We start from the raw sequence: 23,237 nt of genomic DNA on the forward strand, positions 1-23,237 counted from the left end.
CTGGCCGCCGGCAAACGAAAGAAAGTGGCCCTCGTCGCCTGTATGCGCAAACTGCTCACCATCCTCAACGCGATGGTCCGAAAACGACAGACCTGGCGGAACGTGATCCTGCAAACTACTTGATTTCCAAGACAGTCGCTCCCCTGACCCCTCCCTGCAAGGGAGGGGGATTATTCTTCCTTGGCGCGCTTCGCGATTTCAAGCGCTTTTTCGTCGATCGCCGCCGTGTAATCCTGCCAGGCGGTTTTCGTCTCTGGGTCGCTCGTGCGCCACATCGTGAAGTGGCAGGTCGGCGCCCCGGCCGGAATCGTGCTGTCGAAGCGCACGTCGAAATCGTGCTCGCGGCCGTACTCGCGCATGGCGTCGATCATCCCCTCGACGAAATAGCGCTGCACCCGGCAATCAAACGCCTGGTAATGATCCTGGTGTGGGCACCACAGAATATCGAAGCTCACCTGCTCCGGACTGTCGATCTTCGGGGCTTCCAGCGACGCGTACGCGATGCGATTGATCACCGAGGCGTAGAAGCTGATGAACTCCGCTTCGCTCATGTCGTCGGGCTTTTTGGTGCCGGCCAGGATCTGCCGACCCACGTCGAGGCCGACGCGGTGCAAACCCTCGTACACCGCCTGCTGCCCGGCGCGGCCGAACAAGCGCTCGCAGGACTTGAGCACTTCGATCACGGCCATGGCTTGCATCGTCCCCCATTGCCAGAGCGTGGCCGGGTCGAAGTCGGTTTTGGCCAGGACCTCTTCCTTCAATCGTTTCAGCCCCTTGGCATAGGGCTGGTTGAACTCGAATTTCTGCCAGGCCGGTTCCGGGCGATGCTCCCAATGTGCCATCATCAGTTCTCCGTGACGAGCGACGTGCGCAAATTAATGACTACTCGTTTCCGCTAGTCGGTCTTATTCCACTGCCCACCGCCTCCGCCGAGGTAAGGGTACTTGTCGAACTGCTCGCCCCCACCGACGATCCGTGGATCGGCGGTCGAGCGCAACTCGGCCGTTAGCCGCTCCGACAATTCCGCTTTCGCCTGCGCGTATTTCGGCTCGTCCGCCACGTTGTGCAACTCGTTCGGATCCTGCCGCAGGTCGTACAGCTCTTCGGCAGGGCGCTTGGCAAACGACAGCGCGTACAAGTCGCGCACCGCAGGCTCTTCGCGGTGATCCCACATGTATTTCTTCGTGGGCCCGTTATCGCAATCCGACAGCCACGCCTGCTGGAAAAATGCGTGCGTGTAGTCGGGCGTGCCCGACGGCCAACGGTCGGGCGCGAGATTGCGGATGTAGAGAAAATCGTCCGTGCGAATGGCGCGCATCGGGTAGCCGCCGCCATTAGGCGCTTCTTGGGCCGGTGTGTGCCGCTCGCGGCCGAAGAGAACGTGATCGCGCGCCGCCTCGACGCGGCCCGCTTTGCCACGTTCCAACAGAGCCAGCAGGCCGTGGCCAGTCATCTGCGGTGGAACCGCCAGGCCAGCGGCAGCCAGAAACGTCGGCGCAAGATCCGTAAGCGAGACCAGATCGGTCACGGTTCGGCCGCCGGGAACCCGATCCGGCCAGCGGATGGCCAGCGGCACGTGGACCCCGCAATCGTAAAGATTCGTCTTGCCGCGCGGAAACGGCATGCCGTGATCGCTCGTGATGACAAACAGCGTCTTGTCGAGCTCGCCCAAGGCGGCGAGTCGCGCCATGAGCTCACCCACCTCGCGATCGAAGCGCTGGATCTCGAAGTAGTAATCCGCGACGTCGCCGCGCACCTCGGGCGCATCGGGATAATGCGGATAGAGATGGACCCTGGAAAGATCCATGCCCGACCGTTCCCCGGAGCCCTTTTCGTACGGGCGGTGCGGGTCCGACGTGCCGAACCAGAAGCAGAAAGGCGCGTCGGCCGGGCGAGATTCGAAAAACGCGTCGACCGATTTGTAGGGCTTTCCGCCGGGGCTGCCGCGGCCGGGGCCCCACGCCTTGCGATACGTGCCGACGTGATAGCCGGCTTCGGCCAAGAGTTGCGGGTATTCGGCAAAGCGGCCGACAGGCCAGACCGAGTGCAGGTTCGCCCCCTCGGCCAGCCGCCAGAAATGCTGGCCCGTGATCAGCGCGCCGCGGCTGGGCGTACACGAGGGCGAAGAGACGAAGGCGTTGGCAAACAGCACTCCCTCGCGCGCCACGCGATCAAAGGCGGGCGTTTTCACCACGGCGTCGCCATAAGCGCTCGCATGCGGCCACCCCCAATCGTCGGCGATGCACAACACGATGTTGGGGCGCGGAGCAGCCGCGTAGGCCAGGCCGGTACTGACAACAAGAATCGCCGCCACCAGCAGGACAAGCGAGCGCCGCGATCCGAAGGCTTTTAGGGACATTTATCTCATCACGGCATCAAAGGGAACAATTGACGAAGTGCAGGAATTACGGCGCGCCCGCCAGTGGATCAAAAGTCTCGCCCCACAATTCGTACCAGCCACGCAATGCACTTAGTTCGCGGCGGGCTCGCTCCTCGGGTTGGTGGATCGTCACGCGCCGCGGCGCCATTAGCGCCGCGATCTGCGCCACATCGAACTCCGCGGCCAAACCAAAGGCAAAAAGCTCCGGCAATTTCTCAACAGTCTGGTCACGCTCAATTAACTCGGCCAGTGTCGACAGCGAATCCTTGACTTCGACGCCCTGAATCTCCTCCGCGCCCAGGGCCGCCGCCACCAGCGCGGCCATCGCGGCGCGCGGCCCGGAGGCGACGATTGTTACCGACTCTTGCGGATGTGCGGCGCGAGCGAGGCGCGCGAGGGCGATCAGTTGTGCCGCCTGGATGCCCAGCGGTCGCTCGCCGACCGCGGCCAAGAAAAGCGGGTACAAATAGCTGGGGTCTTGCGCCTGGACCGTGGATTCGCCCAGCCCCAAGGGATCGATGGCCAGTAGCCGATCGCCGCGGCGCAACAGGCGTTCGACCTCCGCGGCGGTACTCGCGCGACCGGCATCCGCAAGAACGATGGTCGTTCTTTGCGGCTTCGCGGCGGGAACAAATTCAACGCCGGGTATCGTCCAGGCGTCGCCGCAACGCCATTGCCGCGAGACAACCGTCACGCCGGCCAGGGCGCCTGTCGTCTCGGAGACGACCGAAGCTTTGTAGTCAGGCACCTTCAAAAGCGCCCGAAGCTGGTCGCGCCTCGCGCGCTGCCATGCCACCGCGGCGGCGCGATCTCGCGGAAGAGCGTCGCGCGGCGGCAATGCGGCCAGCAACCCCACCGCCAGGCGATGAAAATCCGCGTTGTCTTCCGGCAGCGGCACGTGCAAATCGTCGGCCGTTTTCAGATCGTCGCGCGAGGGCAACTCGGCGCGTACAAACGACGCATCGCCCGGATGGAAATATTCGCCGAGCATGGCGTAGAACCGTTCGCGATTCTCTTGCTCGAAATTGTGGGTGCCCGGCACATGATTCACGTGCGAGCGCAGCTTGTCGCTCGCATCCACGATCGCAAACACCGGCCGCGCGGCCGCCAGGAGCGGCTCGAGCGTGTGCGCCGACTTGAAACAGCAATCGTCGCTGGCGTTATAGGTCAGCAGCGTCGGGCGGCCGGCCCGAAGCGCCGTGAGGTGCGTGTAGTCGGCCACCGCCGCCATATCGGTGGGCGCCTGTTCGGAATCGCCCATGTCGTCACAAAGGATGTTGCTGCGAAAGCCCCCGTATCCGGCCACGGGGTTGGCGAGCACCACGCGAGGATCGAGCGACGAGATCAGGATCGTTTGCCAGCCGCCGCCCGAAAGGCCCATCGCCGCCACGCGCGCCGCATCGGCGTGCTGGTGCGCTAGCCCCAGATCCAAGGCCCGCGACATGGCCAAATAAAACGGCGCCAGACCGCTCGCGCCACAGACATCGAGCTGATTCATGCGGTAGTGCGAAAACCCCGGCGTGGCCAGTTGCCCCATCCCCAGCCATTCCAGGTCGAGCACCAGCATGCCGCGCTTGGCCAGATTGATGCTCAACAGTTGCTTGTACTCGACCGCCTTGCCGACCCGTTCGTGACCGTTGAGGTGCAAAACGAGCGGCACTTTTCCCGATAGCTGATCCGGCTCGTAGAGTAGCGCCGGGATCCACATGCCAGGCAAGGCTTCGTAGCGCAGCTTGCGAATGTGATAGCCGGAGCCACCCGGAATCGCATCCAGCCACTCGACGCGCGCCGGCGCAACGCGCCAGTCTCGCGCCTTGCCGCGAAAGACCACCCGGTCGAGCACCTCTTGCCGCAGACGGCGGGCCTCGGCCTCCCACTCCTGGCCGTCGCTCGGACGCGGCGGCGCGGGAATCCTCGGCTCGATGTACGCGCGGATTTCGTGCAGCGGCGTGCCGGGCGACAAGAGGGGCTCGCCAAGCGCCGTCTGCACGACGCCCTTGTCAGGCAGTTGAGCCGCGCGATTCTCGTCCAGTCGCTCCTTGCGGCTGACCAACAACTCGCGCGAGCGGCGGAAATAGTCGATCACCTGTCGCTTTTCGGGCACCTGGCGGGCTTCGTGATCCGCGATTTGCTCATCCAGCCGGGCGATCAGCCAGTCAATGTCCGCCGCCGCGCAAGGCGGCTGCCCCGCAAAATAGAAGAAGACCGGATTCGTGTGCGCTTCGGCGTCGGCCGTGCCGAAGGGAGAAGTCGAAAAAGCCCGGGCCGCGATCCAGCTCGATTCGGTCAATTCCACGCGTTCGTCGAGCGACAGCCATTGGGCCGTTCCCGCGTCACGCGGCACGACCAGTTCGCGTACGATGCGACCGTTCACGATCAACTGCACGTTGGTCACGGGCGCCGTTTCGCTGCGCACGCGCAGCCGAGCGCGAACTTTTTTTGGTTGTTTGTCCGGCGTGGTGACGATGTCCCCCGGCCGATGGTCCTCGACATCCAGGAGCACGAGTGGCCCGGTGGTCATGAAGCTGCGCCCCTCGGCGGCGGCCCTGAGCCAGGCGGGAAACGAGGCCTCTCCCTCGACATGCGCGTACGTGCGGCAATCACCCAGCTTGCGGCACGCCGGATAGTCGCTGGCCGCAATGCCGGGAAAGCGGAAGCCGGCGTTCAAGACGTGATACCAACCTTCGAGCCCGATCCCGCGATAAATGCCGAACTGCAATAGCTCGACACCCGTCGTGGCTCCCTGCACAAGGTCGGCCCAGATCTCGAGGCCGTATCCGCCGTGCGCGTGAAAGGCATACCCCCCTTGCCGACGTGTCTCTTCGCCTACCGCGGCGTACAGCGGCCCTACGTTCGGGTCGAGCTGTTGACCGGTGAGGTACAGCCGGTCGCGCAGGAACAGGTTCAAGTGTCCGAGCACGCCGTTGCGATATTCTTGGCCTGAAACAATCGCATAAGGCCCGCGCTCGCGAATGGACTCGAGCCCCAGCCCGCGCAATTGCGGCGTCGCCTGCTCAGGCATCAGCCCTTTGTAGTTCGACGTGTCCTCGTTGTAGCAGAGGATCATGCCGCGGCGGATGTCCTCGGCCTCGAGCAAATCGAAGATCGTGTTGTCGTCCGCGTCGCTCGTGCGATTGACGTGCAGATGCGGATCGGCCGAATGCCATCCTTGTTCGGCCATTGCCACGGTGCGCGTCAGCTCGATCTGCACGTCGCGCTCGGCGCCGGCCGTGACGTGCGTCGAATGCATTTCGACGCGGTATTCCAATCCTTTCCACACTTCAATGCGGACCGGACCGGCCGGCACGTCAACCGCGAACTCACCCGGCGTGTAAAAGAAATGTCCGAAATAGCGGATCGGCGCCTTGCCAGGGCGATTGCCGGCCAGGCCATCGGGCCACTGGTGCAGCAGGCTGTACGCGGACAGCCGATTCTCGCGCGGCCGATAGAAATTGCCGTCGCTCCCCACGACGTTCACGCGGCACGGCGTGGTCTTGCCGGTCGCGCGATCGACGATCGTCACGCGCAGTTGGCCGGCCTTCTCCCCATCGGCGACGGCAGGCTTTCCAGCCGCGGCAAAACCCGGCGGCGTGAAGATGTACGCTTCTTCGCGCGCGTCGGGCGTGGTGCGATCGAATCGGCCATGCTCGGCCCGGGCCGCTGCGGCGGCAAGGCCCAGGATCGCGATCGCGGCCAATGCCGTGGCGCCAGCCTGCGCCTTCAAACGCTGCAAAACTTCGACGATCGTCATTGCGGAAATCCTGAGAGCCCCGGATCCAGTTGCACGCCAAAGCTGTTGAGCGCCATGGAAACCAGGTTGTACTGTCCGACGGTAAAAACCAGGTCCATCATCTGCTTCGTGTTGTAGGTCTTCGATAGCCCGTCCCAAGTCTCGTCGCTCAGGCAAGCCTCATCGCGCAACTCGTCGGCGGCGGTGAGCAGCAATCGATCGTGCTCCGAAAGTCCGGCGGCAGCTGGCCCCTCGGCAATGCGCCGCACGTCCTCGTCCGACAGGCCGACGCCTTTGCCGATCACGACATGCTGGGCCCATTCGTATTCCGCCTGGCACAGCCAGCCGATGCGCAAGATGAGAATTTCTCGATCGCGCGGCGGCAGCGAGTTGTCGCGCAGGATGTGCGTCGCGAACGTGAGCCAATCCTGCGCCAGATCGGGATGATTGGCCATCGTCGTAAAGACGTTGTACAAGCGGCCGGTGCGCTCGAAGGGCGCCAGCAGCTGCTGTTGCTCGGGCGACCAGTTGTCCTTCTTCACCGGTTCGATGCGCGGCCGCGTCGGGCGCGTGTGGCGGCGTCCGTCTTTCGCTGAGCCTGCGGAGCCCTCCTTTGCGTCGTGCGTCACCTGTTGTTCTCCACTTGCTGGCTGTCCTGTCGGAAATACGCACAAACCGGCGACCGTCGCGGCGACGACCGTCACGATCGCAACGAACGTCCTATGATGCGCTGTCGAACGTCGCACGGCGATGGCCTCCTGATGGAATTCGTGGCTCGCTCTCAACCAATGCGGGCACTTTGCCCGCCGTCGACCGGCAGGATCGCGCCGGTGATGAATTGCGCTTCGTCCGAAGCAAGAAATAGTGCCGCGTGCGCGACGTCCCAGGCGGTGCCCATCTTGCCGCGCAGCGGCACCATGCCGTCGCGCAGTTGGATCAATTGCTCTTTGGGGATGCCGCGCTCGCGCACGATTCCTTCGATCGCCATGGGCGTATTGATGAACCCCGGCATGATGGCGTTTACACGAATGCCATAGCCGGCGTTGGCGATCGCCATCGCTTGGGTCAAGGCGTTCAGCCCGGCCTTCGAAACCTTGTACGCGGTCAACTCGACCGCCGCCGCCACGGCCGCCAGCGATGAGATGTTGATGATTGCGCCCGACTGCTGTTCGCGCATGACGGGCAAGACGTGCTTGCAGGCCAGGAAAGCACTTTTCAGATTCGTGCCGATGATGCGATCCCAGGCGTCTTCGTTCAATTGCGACAATTCGCGATCGCCGCTGCCGATGCCGATATTGTTGTGCAAGATGTCGATCCGGCCGTACGATTCGCGGCATTCGCGGACCACGGCGCGGCAGGCGTCCTCGCTCGTGGCGTCGGCTTCGTAGACGCGGCCCACTCCGCCGTCGCGTTCGATCATGGCCAAAGTTTCGCGCACCGAGGGACCGTCGCGATCCACCAACAGCACGCGCGCGCCGTGCCGGGCAAAAACTAGCGCCGTCGCGCGGCCGTTGCCGATCGTATCGCCCGGCGTCTGCCCGGCCCCGACGACAATGGCGACTTTGTCCGCAAGTCTCATCTTGGCTCACCGCTCGAAACAGCCATGCGTCGAACGCGTGGATTTGTGGTTTCGTCCCCGAGGAGCGCAATTATGCTCGCACACGCCCGGTTGTCTGTCCAACGCGAGAACGGCAAAGTTGAGATTCTGCGCGCGTATCTACTGTAGCCGGCCTCGGCGAGGCCGGGATTTCACGTGCCGCTTCCGGAGTCGCAGACCCCGGCTACAGACTTTGCAGTTCTCCTGTTGCCGGGCCGCGAATGCTCGAAATCTGCCGGACACCCCGCTATGATCGATGGCCGACGTTGTACGCCCCCGATCGACCGCTTTATTGATTACCGAGGTCTGGAAATGCGCAAGCTCCTGCTGCTCTCCATCGGTTTGTTCTCCATGCCTGCTCCGCTGTGGGCCGATGCACCTGCTCAGCAACCGGCCAGGCTCGAAACGCAGGTTCCCGTCACCCTGAATTACTTGCTGTACCTGCCCAAGGACTACGACAAGAAAGATGCCTGGCCGCTGGTCCTCTTCCTGCACGGGGCGGGCGAACGGGGCGACGATCTGAACCTGGTCAAAAAGCACGGTCCGCCGAAGTTGATCGAGGAGGGCAAAGATTTGCCGTTCATCGTCGTCAGTCCCCAGTGTCCCAAGGACAATTCCTGGACCTGGCAATTGCGCGAACTGACGGCGCTCGTCGACGACCTGACCGCGCGCTACAAAGTCGACAAGGACCGCATCTACCTCACCGGCCTGAGCATGGGTGGTTTCGGCACCTGGGCCTTGGCCGCTTACCAGCCCGATCGGTTCGCGGCGATCATTCCCATTTGCGGCGGTGGCGAGATGCTCATGACCCGGCGCCTGACGCAGGTGCCCATCTGGGCCTTTCACGGGGCGAAGGATCCCGTCGTGCCGCTGCGCCGCAGCGAGGAACTGGTTCAGGCGCTGGAACGGGCCAAGGGGAACGTGAAGCTGACGGTTTACCCCGACGCCCTGCACGATTCCTGGACGGCAACCTACGACAACCCGGAAGTGTGGGAGTGGCTGCTCGCACAGAAGCGAGCACCGGCGAAAGCCGCTCCCTGACGAACGCTTTGGCCCGAACGATCTGCAAATCGCCCGCAGCGCAAAAAAAAAGAGCCGCACGGAGGGCAAAGGATAAAACCCCGGCGGCGTGTGGCGGCGGCATGTTAGACGCAGTCGCGGCCAGCAGACAAAGATGCGCGATGGTTCGCCAAAGTCAAATCGAATTGCGAACGCCGCAAGGGGGCGATCCGATCGGCAGTAGGTGATTCGTGTGTGCAAGCTGTCACCCGCGCGCCGCGCATTCCCTCTCCCTCTCCCTTAGGGAGAGGGCCGGGGTGAGGGGATCGGCAATCGGCTTCCCTCACCCTAACCCTCTCCCGAAGGGAGAGGGGACGTTTTTGTTTGTCAAAGCATCACACGCTAATCACCCACTACCCTCCGCCCACGACAGCTTAGGCCCTCACTGGCGAAAAACCTTCGGGCAGTCGTCGGCAACGGAAGCGCGCGACGTTACCTCTTCGCGCAGGCGCACCCCAGCGGGAAATTCCGCGCCGGCGCTCTTGCCATTATATGACTCAATGCGTATATTACCCGTGGAGCATATGAAGCATGCAGACCGCTTTCGACATCATTGCCGAGCCGAACCGCCGCGCGATCCTGGGCCTCTTGGTCTCGTCCGAGCAGTCGGTCGGGGAGATCGAGCGCCGGCTGCGGATGCCGCAAACCAGCGTCTCCAAGCATCTGCGCGTGCTGCGCGAGGCCGGTTTCGTGGAATCGACGGTCGATGCGCAGCGCCGGCTGTACCGGCTCAAGCCCGAGCCGCTTCAGGAAATCGACGCCTGGCTGGCGCCGTTCCGGCGGTTCTGGTCCGCGCACGTCGACGCGCTGGAGCGTCACCTTGACCGCATGGATTCCCCCCAGCCCAAGAAGCGGAAGCCCAGAAAGCGATAACGCGAGAGATAACGGAGAACATCGATGTCCGACCGCGAGAAATATACGCCCGGCCCCGCCGAGGGTGCCCGCATCCAAAAGGACGGCGCGCGTTGGACGCTCGTTCTCGTCCGCGAGCTGCGCCACGCGCCCGAAAAAGTGTGGCAGGCGCTGACCGAGCCGGCGCATCTGCGCGAGTGGGCACCCTTTGATGCTGACGCGAGCCTGGCCACAACGGGAACGACCGTGAAGCTCACCACGGTCGGAGCACCCACGCCGATGGTCTCGGAAACCAAGGTGATCGAAGCCGTCCCGCCGAAGGTGCTCGTCTACAACTGGGGCGGGCAGGACATCCGCTGGGAGCTCGAACCCACGGGCGCCGGCACGCGCCTGACGCTGTGGCACGCGATCGATCGCCGCTTCATTTCGATGGGCGCTGCCGGATGGCACATTTGTTTCGACGTTTTGGATCATCTCCTCGGCGGCGCACCGATCGGCCGCATCGTGGCCGGCGACGCTCTGAAGTTCGAAGGCTGGCATCGTTTGAACAAAGAATACGCGCAGCAGTTCGGGGTCGAAGCCCCCGCCTGGCCACCCCAGGCCCCTAAGGATTAAGAATGCGAACCATGGAATCGCCCCACGAAAGCCCTGCCCTTGCCGCCGCAACGACCGCGCCCAGAGCTTTGCGACTGGTGTATTGGATCAGCACCGCGCTTTTCTGCTTGCAGATGGGCTTCACTGCGTACGCGCAATTGAGCTTGCCGCAGGTGGCCGAGGCCTTCGCGCACCTTGGCTTTCCGGCCTATTTCCGAGTGGAGCTCGCCTGTGCCAAGATCCTGGGCGTGGCGATGCTACTCGCGCCCGTCGCGGCGCGCGTGCGGGAATGGGCGTACGCCGGCTTCGCCATTAACCTCGTCTCGGCGCTCCTCGCCCATCTGGCGGTGGGCGATGGCCCGGACGCGTGGGGTTGGGCCGTCGCCACCGGCGCGCTGTGGGCGCTCTCGTATTCAGGCTGGCGGCTGTCGAGCAACGCCAGGCAAGGGCGCTTTTTTCCGTCGAAGTTGGCGCCCGGCCTCTGAGGCGCGGCGGAACCTTCGCAGGCGCGTCCCGCATCGCGGGCGACAAATGTCGCGCCCGTCCGGCTTAGTTATCGCCGACCGCCGGGATCGACATGAAATGCCCCCGGCTCACGTAGCACGCGTCGCCGCAGGGTCGGCAAGACGTAATCATCGTGCGCACCTTAACGTAATAGCCGCGACCGGTGCCGATACGGATCTCGACCTCTTCCAGCGGCAACGCTTCGGAGTGCATCAGCCCAATGCCATGCGGCGAAAGATCACGGCTGAAGGCCGACAAGCGCTTGGTTTCGTCCAGCGTGATCAAAACCGGACGAAAGAAGGGATAGCGGATACCGACCGGATTTTCACGCGCGTCTTCATCTCGCGCTTCGATCAAAATCGGTCGCAACGCGCTTCGCAAGGCTCGTTTTTCTTCCAACTCGATCGCCATGTTTCCAGCCCTTTAACACTCTTCGGGAACCGCCAAGGATATATAGCTTCTCGGTAGAAAACGCCGGGCGCGGACGGCTAAAAAGTCGGCGTCCCAACCTCTATCCGGGGGAGAGAAAGCACCCTTATCCCCGGCACAAATGATCGGCTCGCTACGCACAGGCTGGCTATCCCTGGCAGAAACAAAAGTGCAGGGCATTACTGGCAAATCCACCGCCTAGGCGGTCCAATGGTGGCAGGCGTTAAACTTCAAGTAACGACGCCCGCGCAGCACGTCCCGCATCGCAGAAGAACGATCATGTCCGCACCTACGCCCATGTCGCAGAACAGTGCGATCCAAGCATTCAACGAGCACGAAGCGCGAGCCGACGGTGCGCGGATCGTTGCCAGCCTGGCCGCGGGCTTCGAAATGCTGACGAGTCTCATGCTCGATCGCGTGGCCGTCGAGCCCGGCACGCGATTCGGCGTCGACTCGATGATCATGCCCACCTCCTTTGTGCAGGGGCACGCCATCGCATCGCTCGAAAGCGAGTTGTATCAAGTAGCTGTGTCGGCCGAAGTAGCACGGGCGCGCGGATACCTGCGAACCGACGACGACTGGTACGTGCGGTGGCTCATCAACACGCGCTTGCCCGACCGGCTGAGCGAGCCGGCCGTCGTGGGACGGTTCGCCTTGTACAAGGCACAATCTCCGGACAAGCGCCGGTTATCGTTCGAGACGGCGCTCGAGCGTGCCTTGCCTCAGACGGCTCATGCACCGCTGGTGCTGTTTCGCTTGTACCCGCTGGCCGTCGAAATCGTCACGGCGACGGCCTTCGCCGCGCCGGCCGATGCCATCGACGCGCGGAAACGGCAGCGGCAGATTCTGCCCAGCCTGGCCGATTGCACGGCCTGCCGCGGCGCACTGTTGGAAAATGGCGAGGAATGCCCGCAGTGCGGCAACCCCATCTGGAAATTCGACTGGCTGACGGCGGAGTGAGCCGGCGCCGTGGGGGGCCGGACAGGAATTCGCCGTTTGCTGAGCGGTGCCGGTTCCTCGGCCGCGGCAGCCGTCCTCAGCAGGAGTAGCGCAAGCACGGTGGCCGTGGCAGCAATCGCTTGCTTCGCACTCGCCCGGCTCTCGGCCGACTATTTCGCCAATCGCGATCCCGCGCTCGAGGCGATTCTGGCAATCGTCCGCGCAGGCGATACCGCAGCTGGTCGTTAGTCATTGAGTGTTTTCCCCCCGGCGCGATCGATGCCTTACGATTCAGGGCAGCCGCGCGTTGCTTTCATCTGGTCCCGCCCGTAACCTGAGGGCCAGTGGGGAACTTCTTATGTCACGGCGGTCTGAGCTTCACCCTGAGGAGCCTTCTTATGCCGCGAGTTCTGCTTTCCGCGCGACTATTGACGCTCTCGGCGATCGGCTTGCTCCTGCTCGCCTGTCGTGCGCCCTCGGCACACGCCCAGGTGACTCTGGGCGTCATGGGGGACAGCCTCAGCGATGAGTACGCGAACAACGGCCGCCCTTATGCCCAGAACTGGGTCGAGCAATTGGCGACTTTTGACAACGTCAATCTGGGCGCCAACGTCTCGAATCTCCCCCCGCGCTTCGTGGGCTACAACCAGAATTGGGCATTGGCAGGTGCCACAAGTGCCAGCGTCCTCTCGGGCGGGCAAGCGACCGGCCTGGCGGCGCAAATCCCCAACGCCGGCGGATACGGCATCGACTACGCCGTGTTCATGATCGGGGCCAACGACTTCTCGCCGAATAGCGCAGCCTATGCAAATATCTACAACGGTGCCTGGACGACGACGCAAATCAACAATTACGTCAGCTCAGTCGTCGGCAATATCAGCACGGCACTGAATGACATTCTGCCCACCGGTGTAAAGACCGTCGTGGCCACCGTGCCCGACTACGGCATTACGCCGGCCGTGCAGGCGGCATTTCCCGATGCCAGCAAGCGACAGCTCGTCGCCAACGTCATCGCGCAAGTGAACGCCGGCATCAAGGCCACGGCCCAGGCCGATCACATCGTGGTTGCCGATCTTTCGGCGATGATCGGCGCCACGTTCGGCACCGAGGGGAACTTCCGCACCACGGTCTCGATTGGCAACGTGCCGATCAACCTGACGCAATCGACCAGCAGTACGTCATCGCAGGCCGGTTTCTGCGCCGATGGCATTCACCCTTACACGACGCTCCAAGGAACGCTGGCCGATCTGCTCGTGCAGGCGCTCGATACGGGCTACAACGCCGGCATCCCCCTCTTTAGCGAAGCGCAAATCCTATCGCATGCCGGGCTCACGTACGGCGGCTCGGACACGCTCGCCGCGCAGATTGGCCCTTACTCGAATTATGTAATCAGCTACGCGGGCTCACCGCCGATCGCCGGCGACACGAACCACGACAACATCGTTAACAGTCAGGATATTGCTCTCGTTTCGAGCAATTGGCTGCACATCGGCAGCAATCTCGCGGGCGACGTGAACGGCGACGGCATCGTGAATATCCAGGATATCGCCCTGATGTCGTCGAACTGGCTGCATACCGGCCCATCGGCAGGCAATGCGGCGGCTGTGCCCGAGCCGGCGACGCTGGGCCTGGCCCTGCTGACGGCCGGTTTGTTAACGATGGCGCGCCGCCGCAAAAACTGACGAGACGCGAGAACCGTTGACCGTCTACGCCAGAAGTTCCGGAATCACCCGCGCCGGTTCGACCGTGGTCAGCCGCTGGTCGAGCCCCTGGAAATGATACGTGAACCGCTCGTGGTCGAAGCCCAGCAGCTTCAGCACCGTGGCGTGGAAATCGCGCACGTGGACGGGGTCGCGGACGATGTTGTACGAGAACTCGCACGTCTCGCCGTAGATCGCGCCCCCCTTCGCGCCGCCGCCGGCCATCCACATCGTGAAGCAACGCGGATGGTGGTCGCGCCCGTAGTTGTCCTTGCTCAGGCCGCCTTGCGAGTAGATCGTGCGGCCGAACTCGCCACCCCAGATGATTAGCGTGTCTTCGAACAGTCCGCGGGCTTTCAGATCCTGGATCAGCCCATAGCAGGGGCGATCGATATCGCGGCACTGATCGGGCAGCCGGCCGGCGACGTTGCCGTGCGTGTCCCAATTGTTGAGATAAATCTGCACGAAGCGCGTGCCGCGCTCGATCATTCGCCGCGCGAGTAGGACCGAGTGGCCGAAGCTGCCCGGCTTGCGCGCCGTCTCGCCGTAGAGCTGATACGTCGACTCGGGCTCGTCGGCCACGTTGGTCAGCTCAGGCACACTCGACTGCATGCGGAACGCCAGCTCGTACTGCTGGATGCGCGTGTGCGTCTCGGGATCGCCCACCTGCTGGTAGTTCAGCTCGTTCAAGGCCCGCAAACCATCCAGCGTATCCCGGCGCACCGCCGACGGAACGCCCTGCGGGTTGTTGATGTACAAAATCGGGTCGCCGCCGGCGCGGAAGGAAACGCCCGCATGCTCGCCCGGCAGATACCCGGCCGACCAGAGGCGCGCCGAAATGGCCTGCACCTGCTCGGTATTGGTGGGCTTGGCGACTAGCACGACGAACGTCGGCAAGTCCTCGTTCATCGAGCCCAACCCGTAGGAAACCCACGAGCCGAGGCATGGCCGGCCCGTGATCTGATTGCCGGTCTGCATGTAGCTGATGGCCGGCTCGTGATTGATCGCGTCGGTCTTCATGCTGCGGATGAAGCAGATGTCGTCGACGCATTGCGACAGGTTCGGCAAGAGCTCGCTGACCCACATGCCGCTGCCGCCGTACTGCGCAAACTTGAACTTCGAGGGCGCGATGGGAAAGCGCTTTTGACCCGAGGTCATCGTCGTGAGCCGCTGTCCCATGCGGACCGAGTCGGGCAGGTCCTTATCGAACCATTCCTGCATCGTCGGCTTGTAATCGAACAGGTCCATCTGCGCAGGGCCGCCGACCATGTGCAGGTAGATCACGCGCTTGGCCTTCGGCGCGAAGTGCGGACCGATCGGGATATGCCCTGCGCCGGGGCCGGCCGAAGTCGCCGCCGCGGCACGCGACAATCCACCTCCCAAGAGCGAAGCCAAAGCCGCCGAGCCCAGCGCGTTCGCCCCGCGCGTAAAGAACTGGCGGCGCGTCTCGCTACGAACCCAATCCTCGAAAAGCGGATGCATGGAAGCCTCGCGCAAAAGTAGTCAGTAGTCGGTATTCAGTAACCAGTAGCTAGTAACCGACAGCCAGGAATTTCTTCGCATTTTTACTGACTACTGGCTACCGACCACTGACTACTTATTCAGTGTCTCGTCCAAATTCAGCAATTCGTTCGACAACATCGTCCAGCCGGCCAGGGTGCTCGGATCGAGCCCGGCGTCGGGCTTCGATTCGCCGAACGTGATGACTTGTTTCGCGTCGTCCACGTGGTCGCGGTAATAGGCCGTGAGCGCGGCCAGCGATTTCTCGACCACCGGCCGCTCCTGGTCCGTAAACGTGCGGCTCAGGATGCGCCGCGCCATGAAATCGATCCGCGCGGCGTCCGAATCGCCTCCTTCGCGCAGCGTCCGCTCGGCCAGCCGGCGAGCCGCCTCGACGCATTGCGGATCGTTCAACGTCGCCAGCGCCTGGAGCGGCGTGTTCGTACGCTCGCGTCGCACCGTACACTGCTCGCGGCTGGGCGCGTTGAAGATCTCCATCGAGGCCGGCGGCGCCGCGCGCTTCCAGAACGTGTACATGCTGCGGCGATACAAATTGTCGCCCGAGTCTTGTTTGTAGTCGCGAGTGTTGCTGCCAATCATGGCCACCGCCTCCCACACCCCCTCGGGCTGATACGGTCGCACGCTCGGCCCGCCCAGTTTGCGCACCAACAGGCCGCTGGCGGCCAGGCCATAATCGCGCACCATTTCGGCATCCATGCGGAAGCGTGGGCCGTGGGCCAACAAGCGGTTCTGCGGATCGGCCTGCAACTTTTCAGGCGTGGTGGTCGCCGCTTGCCGGTACGTGGCCGACAACACCAGCTCGCGGAAGAACCGCTTCACGTCCCAACCGTGATCGCGGAACTCGAGCGCCAGCCAATCGAGCAACTCCGGGTGCGAAGGCAGCTCGCCGGCCACACCGAACTCGCCAGTCGTCTTCACCAGGCCGGTGCCGAAGACTTCCTGCCAGAAGCGGTTCACCGTCACGCGCGCCGTAAGCGGATGGTCCGGCCGCAAGAGCCACCGGGCGAAGCCCAAGCGGTTCTTCGGCAGCTCGGCGGGGAACGCGGGCAGAATATCGGGCGTGTCGGCCTTCACTTCGTCGCGCCGCTTGTCGTAATCGCCGCGATAGAGGATGTAGGCCATCGGCGAGGTGTCGCTCTTCTCTTGCGCGACGTGCGCGATCGTCGCCCGGGATTTGATCGCCGCCTCTTTGGCCGACAGCTCCTTCTTGTGCGTCGCGAGCTGCTGATAGTTCGCATCCATGGCGTCGAGCCACCAGCCGTACAGCTCCTCGACTTCGCTGGGGCTGCGTCCTTCGGCAGGCTTGGCGACCAGGTACGCGGCGCGTGTAGCCGTTGCCAGCTGCGCTACCTCGCCCGGCTCGAGGGCGCGGTTATAAAGCCGCAGATCCTGCAACGATAAATCATCAACACGTGCGCCCGTGCTGCGCTGCGCCAATTTCAACGGAACGCTGGTGCGAATCGTGCCGGCCAGGCTGTTGGCCGTCACTTCCACTTCTTGCGGCGCGCCATCGACGTAGATCTTCACGCCGGCTGCCTTGGCCGAGCCGTCGTACACGACGCTGACATATTGCCACTTGTCGGCCTTGAGCGCCGTCTTGCCGACGACTTTCACCGCGTCCTCGGGCCATTTGCTGACGATGTGCGTCGCCGGCCGACCGCGATCGAGCCACATGTCCCAGCCGCGGTGGCCGTTCGCCTCGTCCATGCGCGCCACCATGGCGCCGCTGAGGTTATCCTTCGGCACCTTGACCCAGGCACTGCACGTGAATGGCTGGTCGCGTTCGAAGTCGCCAGCTCCGGCGACTTCCATGACGGTGTCCGCCTTGCTCTTGAAAGCTTTTTCCGCCGTAACGCCGGTGTCCCACGCCGGCTCGCTGCCGAGCAGCACGGGGCGCGGCTGACCACCGATCGACACGGCCAATACATTGCCAGCGCTCTCGCCCAGCGGCGCGTAAAAGGCCAGACCGGCCGTGACCAGTCGAGCTTCGATCGTGGCGGGCGCGGCTTTCGCCAGCCACGTTTCGAATTCACCGCGGGCCGCGGCGCGCCGCGCGTCGATCTGTTGCTGCGCGGCCGATAGTTCGCCGGGCAGCTTTTCCCACGCCTGCCGATCTTCGGCGGTCGGCACCACGACCGTGGGCGGCGTGTCCTTGACATTGCCGTCCATCGCCCTTTGCGTGGTGTTATTGAAGAACGCCGCCATCTCGTAAAACTCGCGCTGCGAGAGTGGATCGAACTTATGGTCGTGGCACACCGCGCAGCCGGCCGTCATGCCGAGCCATACCTGCGAGACCGTCTCGGTGCGGTCGCGGTTGTAGAGCACCAGGTATTCTTCATCGATCGCCCCGCCTTCGCTGGTCGTCATGTTGCAGCGGTTGAAGCCCGACGCCACGAGCTGGTCGAGTGAGCGATTCGGCAACAAGTCGCCCGCCAATTGCTCGATCGTGAACTGGTCGAACGGCAGGTTGCGATTGAAGGCGTTGATCACCCAGTCGCGATAAGCCCACCCTTCGCGATAGTTGTCGAAATGGATGCCGTGGGTATCGGCGTAGCGCGCGGCGTCCAGCCAGTAACGGCCGCGGTGCTCGCCCCAGGCCGGCGAAGCCAGCAAACGATCGACATACCGCTCGTAGGCGCCGGGCGACGTGTCCGCGACAAACGCTTCGACGTCGGACGGCTCGGGCGGAAGGCCCGTAATGTCGAGGCACGCCCGGCGCGCCAATGTGCGGCGATCCGCCTCGGGCGCCGGTTTCAGCCCCAGAGATTCCAGCCGGGCGAGGATGAAGTTATCGAGCCCACCCCGCGGCCAGGCTTTGTCCTGCACTTCAGGGAGCGATGGCCGGGCCGGCGCGATGAACGACCAGTGCGGTTGATATGCGGCGCCCGCCGCGATCCAATCCGTCAGTAGCTTCTTTTGCTCCGCCGACAACTTCTTATGCGACGCCGCGGGGGGCATCATCGTGTCTTCATCCGTGCTCGTGATCCGCGTCACCAGTTCGCTCTCCTCCGGCTTGCCGGGCTGGATGGCGCCCCTTTCGACCGCCGCCTCGCGACGATCCAGCCGCAGGTCGGCCTTGCGCGAGGCGCTGTCCGGGCCGTGGCAGGCGAAGCAGTTCTCCGCCAAGATCGGGCGAATGTCGCGGTTGTAGCCGATCGGGCTGGCGGCTTTTGCGGTGCTAGCTACCAGAACCACAACAAGTAATGCCCGCAGCGAAAAACCGACGGGCAGCGGCCCACGTGGCGTCATGTCCGATTCCTTCGAGGAGCGAAAACAGGCGGGATGCAGGCAAGCGGCGGGCGAGCCGACCAGGATCGATCCCGATGAAATCGAGAATTCGGTCCGCCGGTCGGAAAACCGCCCCCGTCGAATCAGGCAGGATTCTGGCAGGTCGGCGGGCTCGGCACCCGCCCCCCGATTGTAAACAATCGCCAGGCCGAGGGAAACAATTTGGTCGGCCAGACGTTGGCCAGACGGGTCATCCCTGGCCGTCGGCGGGAAGACGCCCGGCGCCGTGTTTCCCCGGTACCCGGCATTTCTACCTGAATATGGCGGAGATGCCACGCGAGGGAGTAAACTTCAAGTAGCCAGGATCGTCGTCAACGCAATCGGCCCTCTTGGTGGAACCTGCCACGGCCTCTTGGTATTTGTAGTCGCGGGGATACGAATCGCTTCCCGACACGGGTCAGAACTTGCTCATGAATGGCGGCCGCCCGATGTTCGCTTGGTGGCCGGCCACCACGGCTTGAAGTTCGGACGAGCCAAACACAGATGACCGCGGGCGAACTCTTTAAGCGCGCCACGTTTCGATTCGGTCTCGGCACATTGCTGGTCGCCGTGACCCTGCTCGCTCTACTGATCGGCTGGCTGAGACGGCCAGAACTTGTTCATCTCGAAAGTCGGACGTTTGGCGATCCCGACTACGACATCACGGTTACGGAGCGCAAGCGGGTCGGCAACATCTCGACGGTCTGTGTGAATCACAAGAAAGGCTTTTCGGTCGGTTCCGCAATGTTCGTTGCCAAGGCATTGTGCAAGATCGCAAAGGCGAGGCATGCCGAATACTTCGTGATGCTCGAAGAGCACGAGGCGCCCGACGGAACCCGGCTCATGCAGGTCGGCTTTACGAACGTGAAGAACGCCGACATCAAACGCGAGTTCGGTTCGCAATTCAGCAAACTGGACGATCGCGGCGAGCCGCGTCGCTATTCGAGCAAGCACGATCTCGAAGATTTCTTTGCCGTGGCCCCCGCCTACGAAGCGCGCCCCTGACACCCTGAGTGTCGGCGGTCGTGACCGTGCAACGGCAATCGGCTCTGTCCGAATCGCCGCAAGCGACCTTCGCAGGCCGAACAGGCTGACGCTTGTCGAGAAATGGTCGACGGCCTTGTTACAGTCCGCCCTCAAGCGGCCGCGGGCCCTTCGAAGAAACGTTGTTCATGCCCATGCCGGGCGGTAGATTGAAAACTGCCAGGGGGTCGGGGGCGACCCGCGAACCCGTTTCGCGCCACAAGTCTTCTCACGGTCATTCCGCGAGATGTGTGCCAACTGCACGACAGCAATCACAAGGAGTCGCGCCATGAAACTTCCTCATCGCCGCGCGTTTCTCGCCGAAGTCGGACAGGGAATGATGGTGGCCACGATCGGATACGGCACCGCGCTGGAGCTAGGGCTTACCCCCGCGATGGCCGCCGACGTCCCGTCGCGCATCTCCTTTGGCCCGCGCGAATCGCTCGTGGCTTTGATGCAAGAGACGCCGATCGAGCGACTCTTGCCCTCTCTGGCCGATCAGCTGCGCCGCGGCACGTCGCTGCGCGAGCTGGTTGCGGCGGCGACCCTGGCTAACGCCCGCGCCTTCGGCGGCGAGGATTACATCGGCTTTCACACGTTCATGGCGCTCGCGCCGGCGTTGCACATGAGCGAGCAACTGCCCGAGCCGATGCGCGCGCTTCCGGTTTTGAAAGTGCTGTATCGCAATACCGACCGCATCCAGGCGCGCGGCGTCGCGCAGAAAGATACCCTGCACCCCATCGAGGCAGGCGCCGAAACAGACCCGACGGCGGAACGAATTCGCGACGCGGTTCGCAATAAAGATCTGGCCCAGGCCGAGCGGCTGCTGGCCGCGGCGGCCGGTCGCTCACCTCAAGAAGCGTACGACGATCTGTTGCCCGTCGTCGCCGACGGCGTGGAAGTGCACCGCACGGTGCTGGCGTACCGAGCCTGGGACCTGCTGGACCTGGTGGGTCGCGAGCACGCGCTGACCATGCTTCGACAATCGCTGCACTACTGCGTCGACAGTTGCAAGCCCTCGTACAACGAGCGTTTCGCCAGCTTGCGCGACTTGATTCCCAAGCTGCTCGATCAGTATCGGCTGGTCGAGCGCGAACCCGGCACGCGCGTCGCCGAGGATGGCTGGCTCGCGTCGATGAGCCAAACGCTGTTGACCAGCACGCCCGACCAGGCGGCCGATGCGATTGCCGCGGCCCTGGCCGAGGGCATGTCTGCCGATTCGGTGGCCGACGCCGTGGCGCTGGTGGCGAATCAATTCGTGCTCCGCGATCCAGGCCGCAGTGCTCGCAACGCGCAGGCCAACAAGCCGGTGGGCAGCGTCCACGGCGATTCGATCGGCGTACACGCCTCGGACTCGGTAAATGCCTGGCGAAACATCGCGCGCGTCAGCAATCGCAAAAACAGCGTCGTAAGCCTGATGCTCTCCGGCTGGCAGGTGGCCAGTGATCGTGCGTTCGTTCCGGAGTTGACCAACGGGCAATCGCAACCGGCGCCCGAGCAGGTCGAAAAGATCAAGTCGCGCGATCAGGCTTCCTTGATGGCACAGCTCGACGATGCCATCCGGCAGCAAGATCAGGCGCGGGCTTGCGCCGTCGTACACCTTTACGGCGAGCAGAACTACCCCGCGGCCGACGTGCAACATCTGCTGTTGCGTTATGCGATCAGCGAGGACGGCGCTCTGCACGCCGAGAAGTATTATCACACCACGACCGAGGAATTCGCCCGGGCGAGGCCCGCATTCCGCTGGGGTCAATTGACGGCGCTCGCGCGCGTGACAGCCAGCGAGTATGGCCAGCCGGCCCCGGGCATGGCCGAGGCAAAGCGTCTGCTGAACGTGTGATTGTCCGCGGCGCGACTGCGGCAGTCCGGCCGTTATCGGCGACGATAGCGATCTGCTCGCGGCGGCCGGCGCGAGCGGCGTGCGCAAACTCCACTTGTGTAGGATCGATGTTACGCCAGGCGTGAATCGGTTCGGCGAGAAGCGCTCCGTGACAATCTGTCCGCGCTCATCGCGCACACATCGCGTCATTCTGTCGCGAGTGAAAGTAACGGTTGTTCATTGATGCGACAAAAATGCGCCCCGATGAGATTCTGACAAACATGTTAGTTTGCATGGCGCACGGTGTTTTTACACCTCTTCCTGTTGCGTTTGCACGACGATCGTGCTTCTAATGCGCATGTGGCAGTCTTTAGTTCGGGAGTACCAGCCATGTCGCAAGCAACGCGCGCTTCGGTCATTTGCCTTCTCTTCCTTCTTGTCCCGTCGTTGATTGCAGCGACAAGCGCCGCTGTCGTGCCCGGCGATAAAACGGCGCACATCGATGTCTTCGCCAAAGATGGGCAGTCGCATTTCGCGTTGCACCTGGCACCCACCGTGGCGCGGCCGACGTCACGACCGCGCGACGTCGTGATCTTGTTCGATACGTCCGCGAGTCAGACGGGCGCCTATCGCGATAAAGCGCTCGCCGCGCTTGATGCACTATTGGCCGGCCTGCGTCCGGTGGATCGGGTTCAACTTTTCGCCGTCGATTTGAACGCTATTCCACTTATCGACCATTTTGCGCCGGTGGCCGATGCCGCGGCGCGCCGGGCGCTAGCGGCTTTGCGCGATCGCGTGCCGCTCGGCGCAACGGATATGGAAGCCGCGCTTGCCGCGACGACGGCCGCCTTTCCTGCGAAGACGGATCCAGCCCGCGCGCGCGCCGCGGTCTACATTGGCGACGGCATGAGCACGGCCAACCTGCTGGCCAGCCGCGAGGCGCGTCCGTTAGTCGATCAATTGCGTGCCCGGCAGGTTCCCCTGACAAGCTACGCCATCGGTCCGCGTTTAGATGTCTCCCTGTTGGCTTGCCTCGCCCGGCAGACCGGTGGCGTGCTGGCCGTGGATGGCGAGAATTTCACGAGCGGGCAAATCGGCAACTGGCTGGCCGCGGCGGTGCAGACTCCCGTGATCTGGCCCGCCGCCGTTGAATTGCCCTCGTCGCTGCACAACCTGTCCGGCAATCACGGCCTGCCGTTGCGATTTGATCGCGATACGATCCTGCTGGGCGAAGGGACCCTCGCGCAAGCCAGTGCCGTGAAGATGCAAGCCGACGTCGGCGGCCAAATCCAGACGCTGGAGTGGAAGCTGGCGCCCGTCCCATCGAACGGCGATTTTGCTTTTCTGGAAGCCCTCGTTAAGTCGGGCCGGCAAGACGAAGGACTGAGCGTTCCGGCATTGGGCAGCGAGGGGCTCGCCGAGCTCGGCCGGCTCTCGCTGATGGATGCGCACGCATTGAAGCAGCTTGGTCATGTCGCCCTCGCCGCCGGCGATGCGGAGCAGGCGAAGCGGTTGGCCAACGAAGCCTTGTCGATGAACACCGCGGACGCCGAAGCCGAAGCCCTCTTGCGCGCCGCTCAGCATGCTGGCGAGCCCGGCGCCGCCGCTCCGGATATCAAGTTCAGCTTGATCGGGACCGATGCCGACGACCCGAACGGCCAAGCAGCCGAAGCCGGTAATAACGACGGCGGGCTGCTGGATGCGGTGGATCGCGATCGGCGGGTTTTGCAGCAGGCGATCCAAACCGAGGTGCGGTCGGCGATCAACGACGCGCGGACGCACATGACCGAGGCGCCGGAATTGGTGACCGACAACTTGAAGCT

Annotated in this window: 18 protein-coding genes; 10 read left to right on the plus strand and 8 right to left on the minus strand. The window is 63.6% G+C overall.

What is annotated here, in order from left to right; all coding sequences use genetic code 11:
- Positions 1 to 123: IS110 family transposase (locus VHD36_16365; GenBank protein ID HVU88899.1), on the plus strand; the 123-nt coding region annotated here is incomplete at its 5' end.
- 47 nt (positions 124 to 170) lie between these two features.
- On the opposite strand, the gene VHD36_16370 is transcribed toward VHD36_16365, so the two are convergent.
- From VHD36_16370 to VHD36_16390, 5 genes are read right to left on the minus strand one after another with little or no spacing between them, the layout of a single operon-like run.
- Positions 171 to 845, minus strand: coding sequence for a hypothetical protein (locus VHD36_16370; GenBank protein HVU88900.1), 675 nt, complete (start codon positions 843 to 845; stop codon positions 171 to 173).
- A 50-nt stretch (positions 846 to 895) separates the two neighbouring features.
- Positions 896 to 2,359, minus strand: coding sequence for a sulfatase (locus VHD36_16375; GenBank protein HVU88901.1), 1,464 nt, complete (start codon positions 2,357 to 2,359; stop codon positions 896 to 898).
- Between the two features lie 46 nt (positions 2,360 to 2,405).
- Entirely contained in the window at positions 2,406 to 6,131 is a 3,726-nt protein-coding gene (locus VHD36_16380) for a CehA/McbA family metallohydrolase (protein ID HVU88902.1), read from the minus strand.
- Complete coding sequence (locus VHD36_16385; protein HVU88903.1) at positions 6,128 to 6,856, minus strand: carboxymuconolactone decarboxylase family protein; 729 nt, start codon at positions 6,854 to 6,856, stop codon at positions 6,128 to 6,130. The genes VHD36_16380 and VHD36_16385 overlap by 4 nt, the downstream gene beginning before the upstream one ends.
- 35 nt (positions 6,857 to 6,891) lie before the next feature.
- Entirely contained in the window at positions 6,892 to 7,689 is a 798-nt protein-coding gene (locus tag VHD36_16390; protein ID HVU88904.1) for an SDR family NAD(P)-dependent oxidoreductase, read from the minus strand.
- A gap of 330 nt (positions 7,690 to 8,019) precedes the next feature.
- Between VHD36_16390 and VHD36_16395 the strand changes: the two genes are divergently transcribed.
- The 4 genes from VHD36_16395 to VHD36_16410 all read left to right on the plus strand — a co-directional run bounded on the left by VHD36_16395 (position 8,020) and on the right by VHD36_16410 (position 10,697).
- Positions 8,020 to 8,748: a prolyl oligopeptidase family serine peptidase gene (locus VHD36_16395; protein HVU88905.1), complete on the plus strand. Its 729-nt coding sequence runs from the start codon at positions 8,020 to 8,022 to the stop codon at positions 8,746 to 8,748.
- A 549-nt stretch (positions 8,749 to 9,297) separates the two neighbouring features.
- Entirely contained in the window at positions 9,298 to 9,639 is a 342-nt protein-coding gene (locus VHD36_16400; GenBank protein HVU88906.1) for a metalloregulator ArsR/SmtB family transcription factor, read from the plus strand.
- A gap of 24 nt (positions 9,640 to 9,663) precedes the next feature.
- Positions 9,664 to 10,233, plus strand: a complete 570-nt coding sequence (locus VHD36_16405; GenBank protein HVU88907.1) for an SRPBCC domain-containing protein — start codon at positions 9,664 to 9,666, stop codon at positions 10,231 to 10,233.
- Between the two features lie 2 nt (positions 10,234 to 10,235).
- Entirely contained in the window at positions 10,236 to 10,697 is a 462-nt protein-coding gene (locus VHD36_16410; GenBank protein ID HVU88908.1) for a DoxX family protein, read from the plus strand.
- A gap of 64 nt (positions 10,698 to 10,761) precedes the next feature.
- Here the strand turns inward: VHD36_16410 and VHD36_16415 are convergent, their stop codons facing one another.
- Positions 10,762 to 11,127 carry a hypothetical protein gene (locus tag VHD36_16415; GenBank protein ID HVU88909.1) on the minus strand — a complete coding sequence of 122 codons (366 nt, stop codon included), beginning with the start codon at positions 11,125 to 11,127 and terminating at the stop codon, positions 10,762 to 10,764.
- A 297-nt stretch (positions 11,128 to 11,424) separates the two neighbouring features.
- On the opposite strand from VHD36_16415, the gene VHD36_16420 reads away from it, so the two are divergent.
- On the plus strand, positions 11,425 to 12,105 hold the full coding sequence (locus VHD36_16420; protein HVU88910.1) for a hypothetical protein: 681 nt from the start codon (positions 11,425 to 11,427) through the stop codon (positions 12,103 to 12,105).
- A gap of 377 nt (positions 12,106 to 12,482) precedes the next feature.
- Positions 12,483 to 13,766 carry an SGNH/GDSL hydrolase family protein gene (locus VHD36_16425; GenBank protein HVU88911.1) on the plus strand — a complete coding sequence of 428 codons (1,284 nt, stop codon included), beginning with the start codon at positions 12,483 to 12,485 and terminating at the stop codon, positions 13,764 to 13,766.
- 24 nt (positions 13,767 to 13,790) lie between these two features.
- Here VHD36_16425 and VHD36_16430 read toward each other — a convergent pair whose 3' ends face one another.
- Positions 13,791 to 15,266, minus strand: coding sequence for a DUF1501 domain-containing protein (locus tag VHD36_16430; protein ID HVU88912.1), 1,476 nt, complete (start codon positions 15,264 to 15,266; stop codon positions 13,791 to 13,793).
- A gap of 111 nt (positions 15,267 to 15,377) precedes the next feature.
- Positions 15,378 to 18,554: a DUF1553 domain-containing protein gene (locus tag VHD36_16435; GenBank protein ID HVU88913.1), complete on the minus strand. Its 3,177-nt coding sequence runs from the start codon at positions 18,552 to 18,554 to the stop codon at positions 15,378 to 15,380.
- Between the two features lie 522 nt (positions 18,555 to 19,076).
- Here VHD36_16435 and VHD36_16440 point away from each other — a divergent pair.
- The 3 genes from VHD36_16440 to VHD36_16450 all read left to right on the plus strand — a co-directional run.
- Positions 19,077 to 19,577 carry a hypothetical protein gene (locus VHD36_16440; protein HVU88914.1) on the plus strand — a complete coding sequence of 167 codons (501 nt, stop codon included), beginning with the start codon at positions 19,077 to 19,079 and terminating at the stop codon, positions 19,575 to 19,577.
- 307 nt (positions 19,578 to 19,884) lie between these two features.
- The gene (locus VHD36_16445; GenBank protein ID HVU88915.1) at positions 19,885 to 21,435 is read left to right on the plus strand and encodes a hypothetical protein; all 1,551 of its coding nucleotides are present in this window, start codon (positions 19,885 to 19,887) and stop codon (positions 21,433 to 21,435) included.
- 369 nt (positions 21,436 to 21,804) lie between these two features.
- Positions 21,805 to 23,237, plus strand: a 1,433-nt coding sequence (locus tag VHD36_16450; GenBank protein HVU88916.1) for a hypothetical protein, incomplete at its 3' end; no start/stop codon positions are given.

The sequence above is a fragment of the Pirellulales bacterium genome (genome assembly GCA_035546535.1).
Lineage (GTDB): Bacteria > Planctomycetota > Planctomycetia > Pirellulales > JACPPG01 > JACPPG01.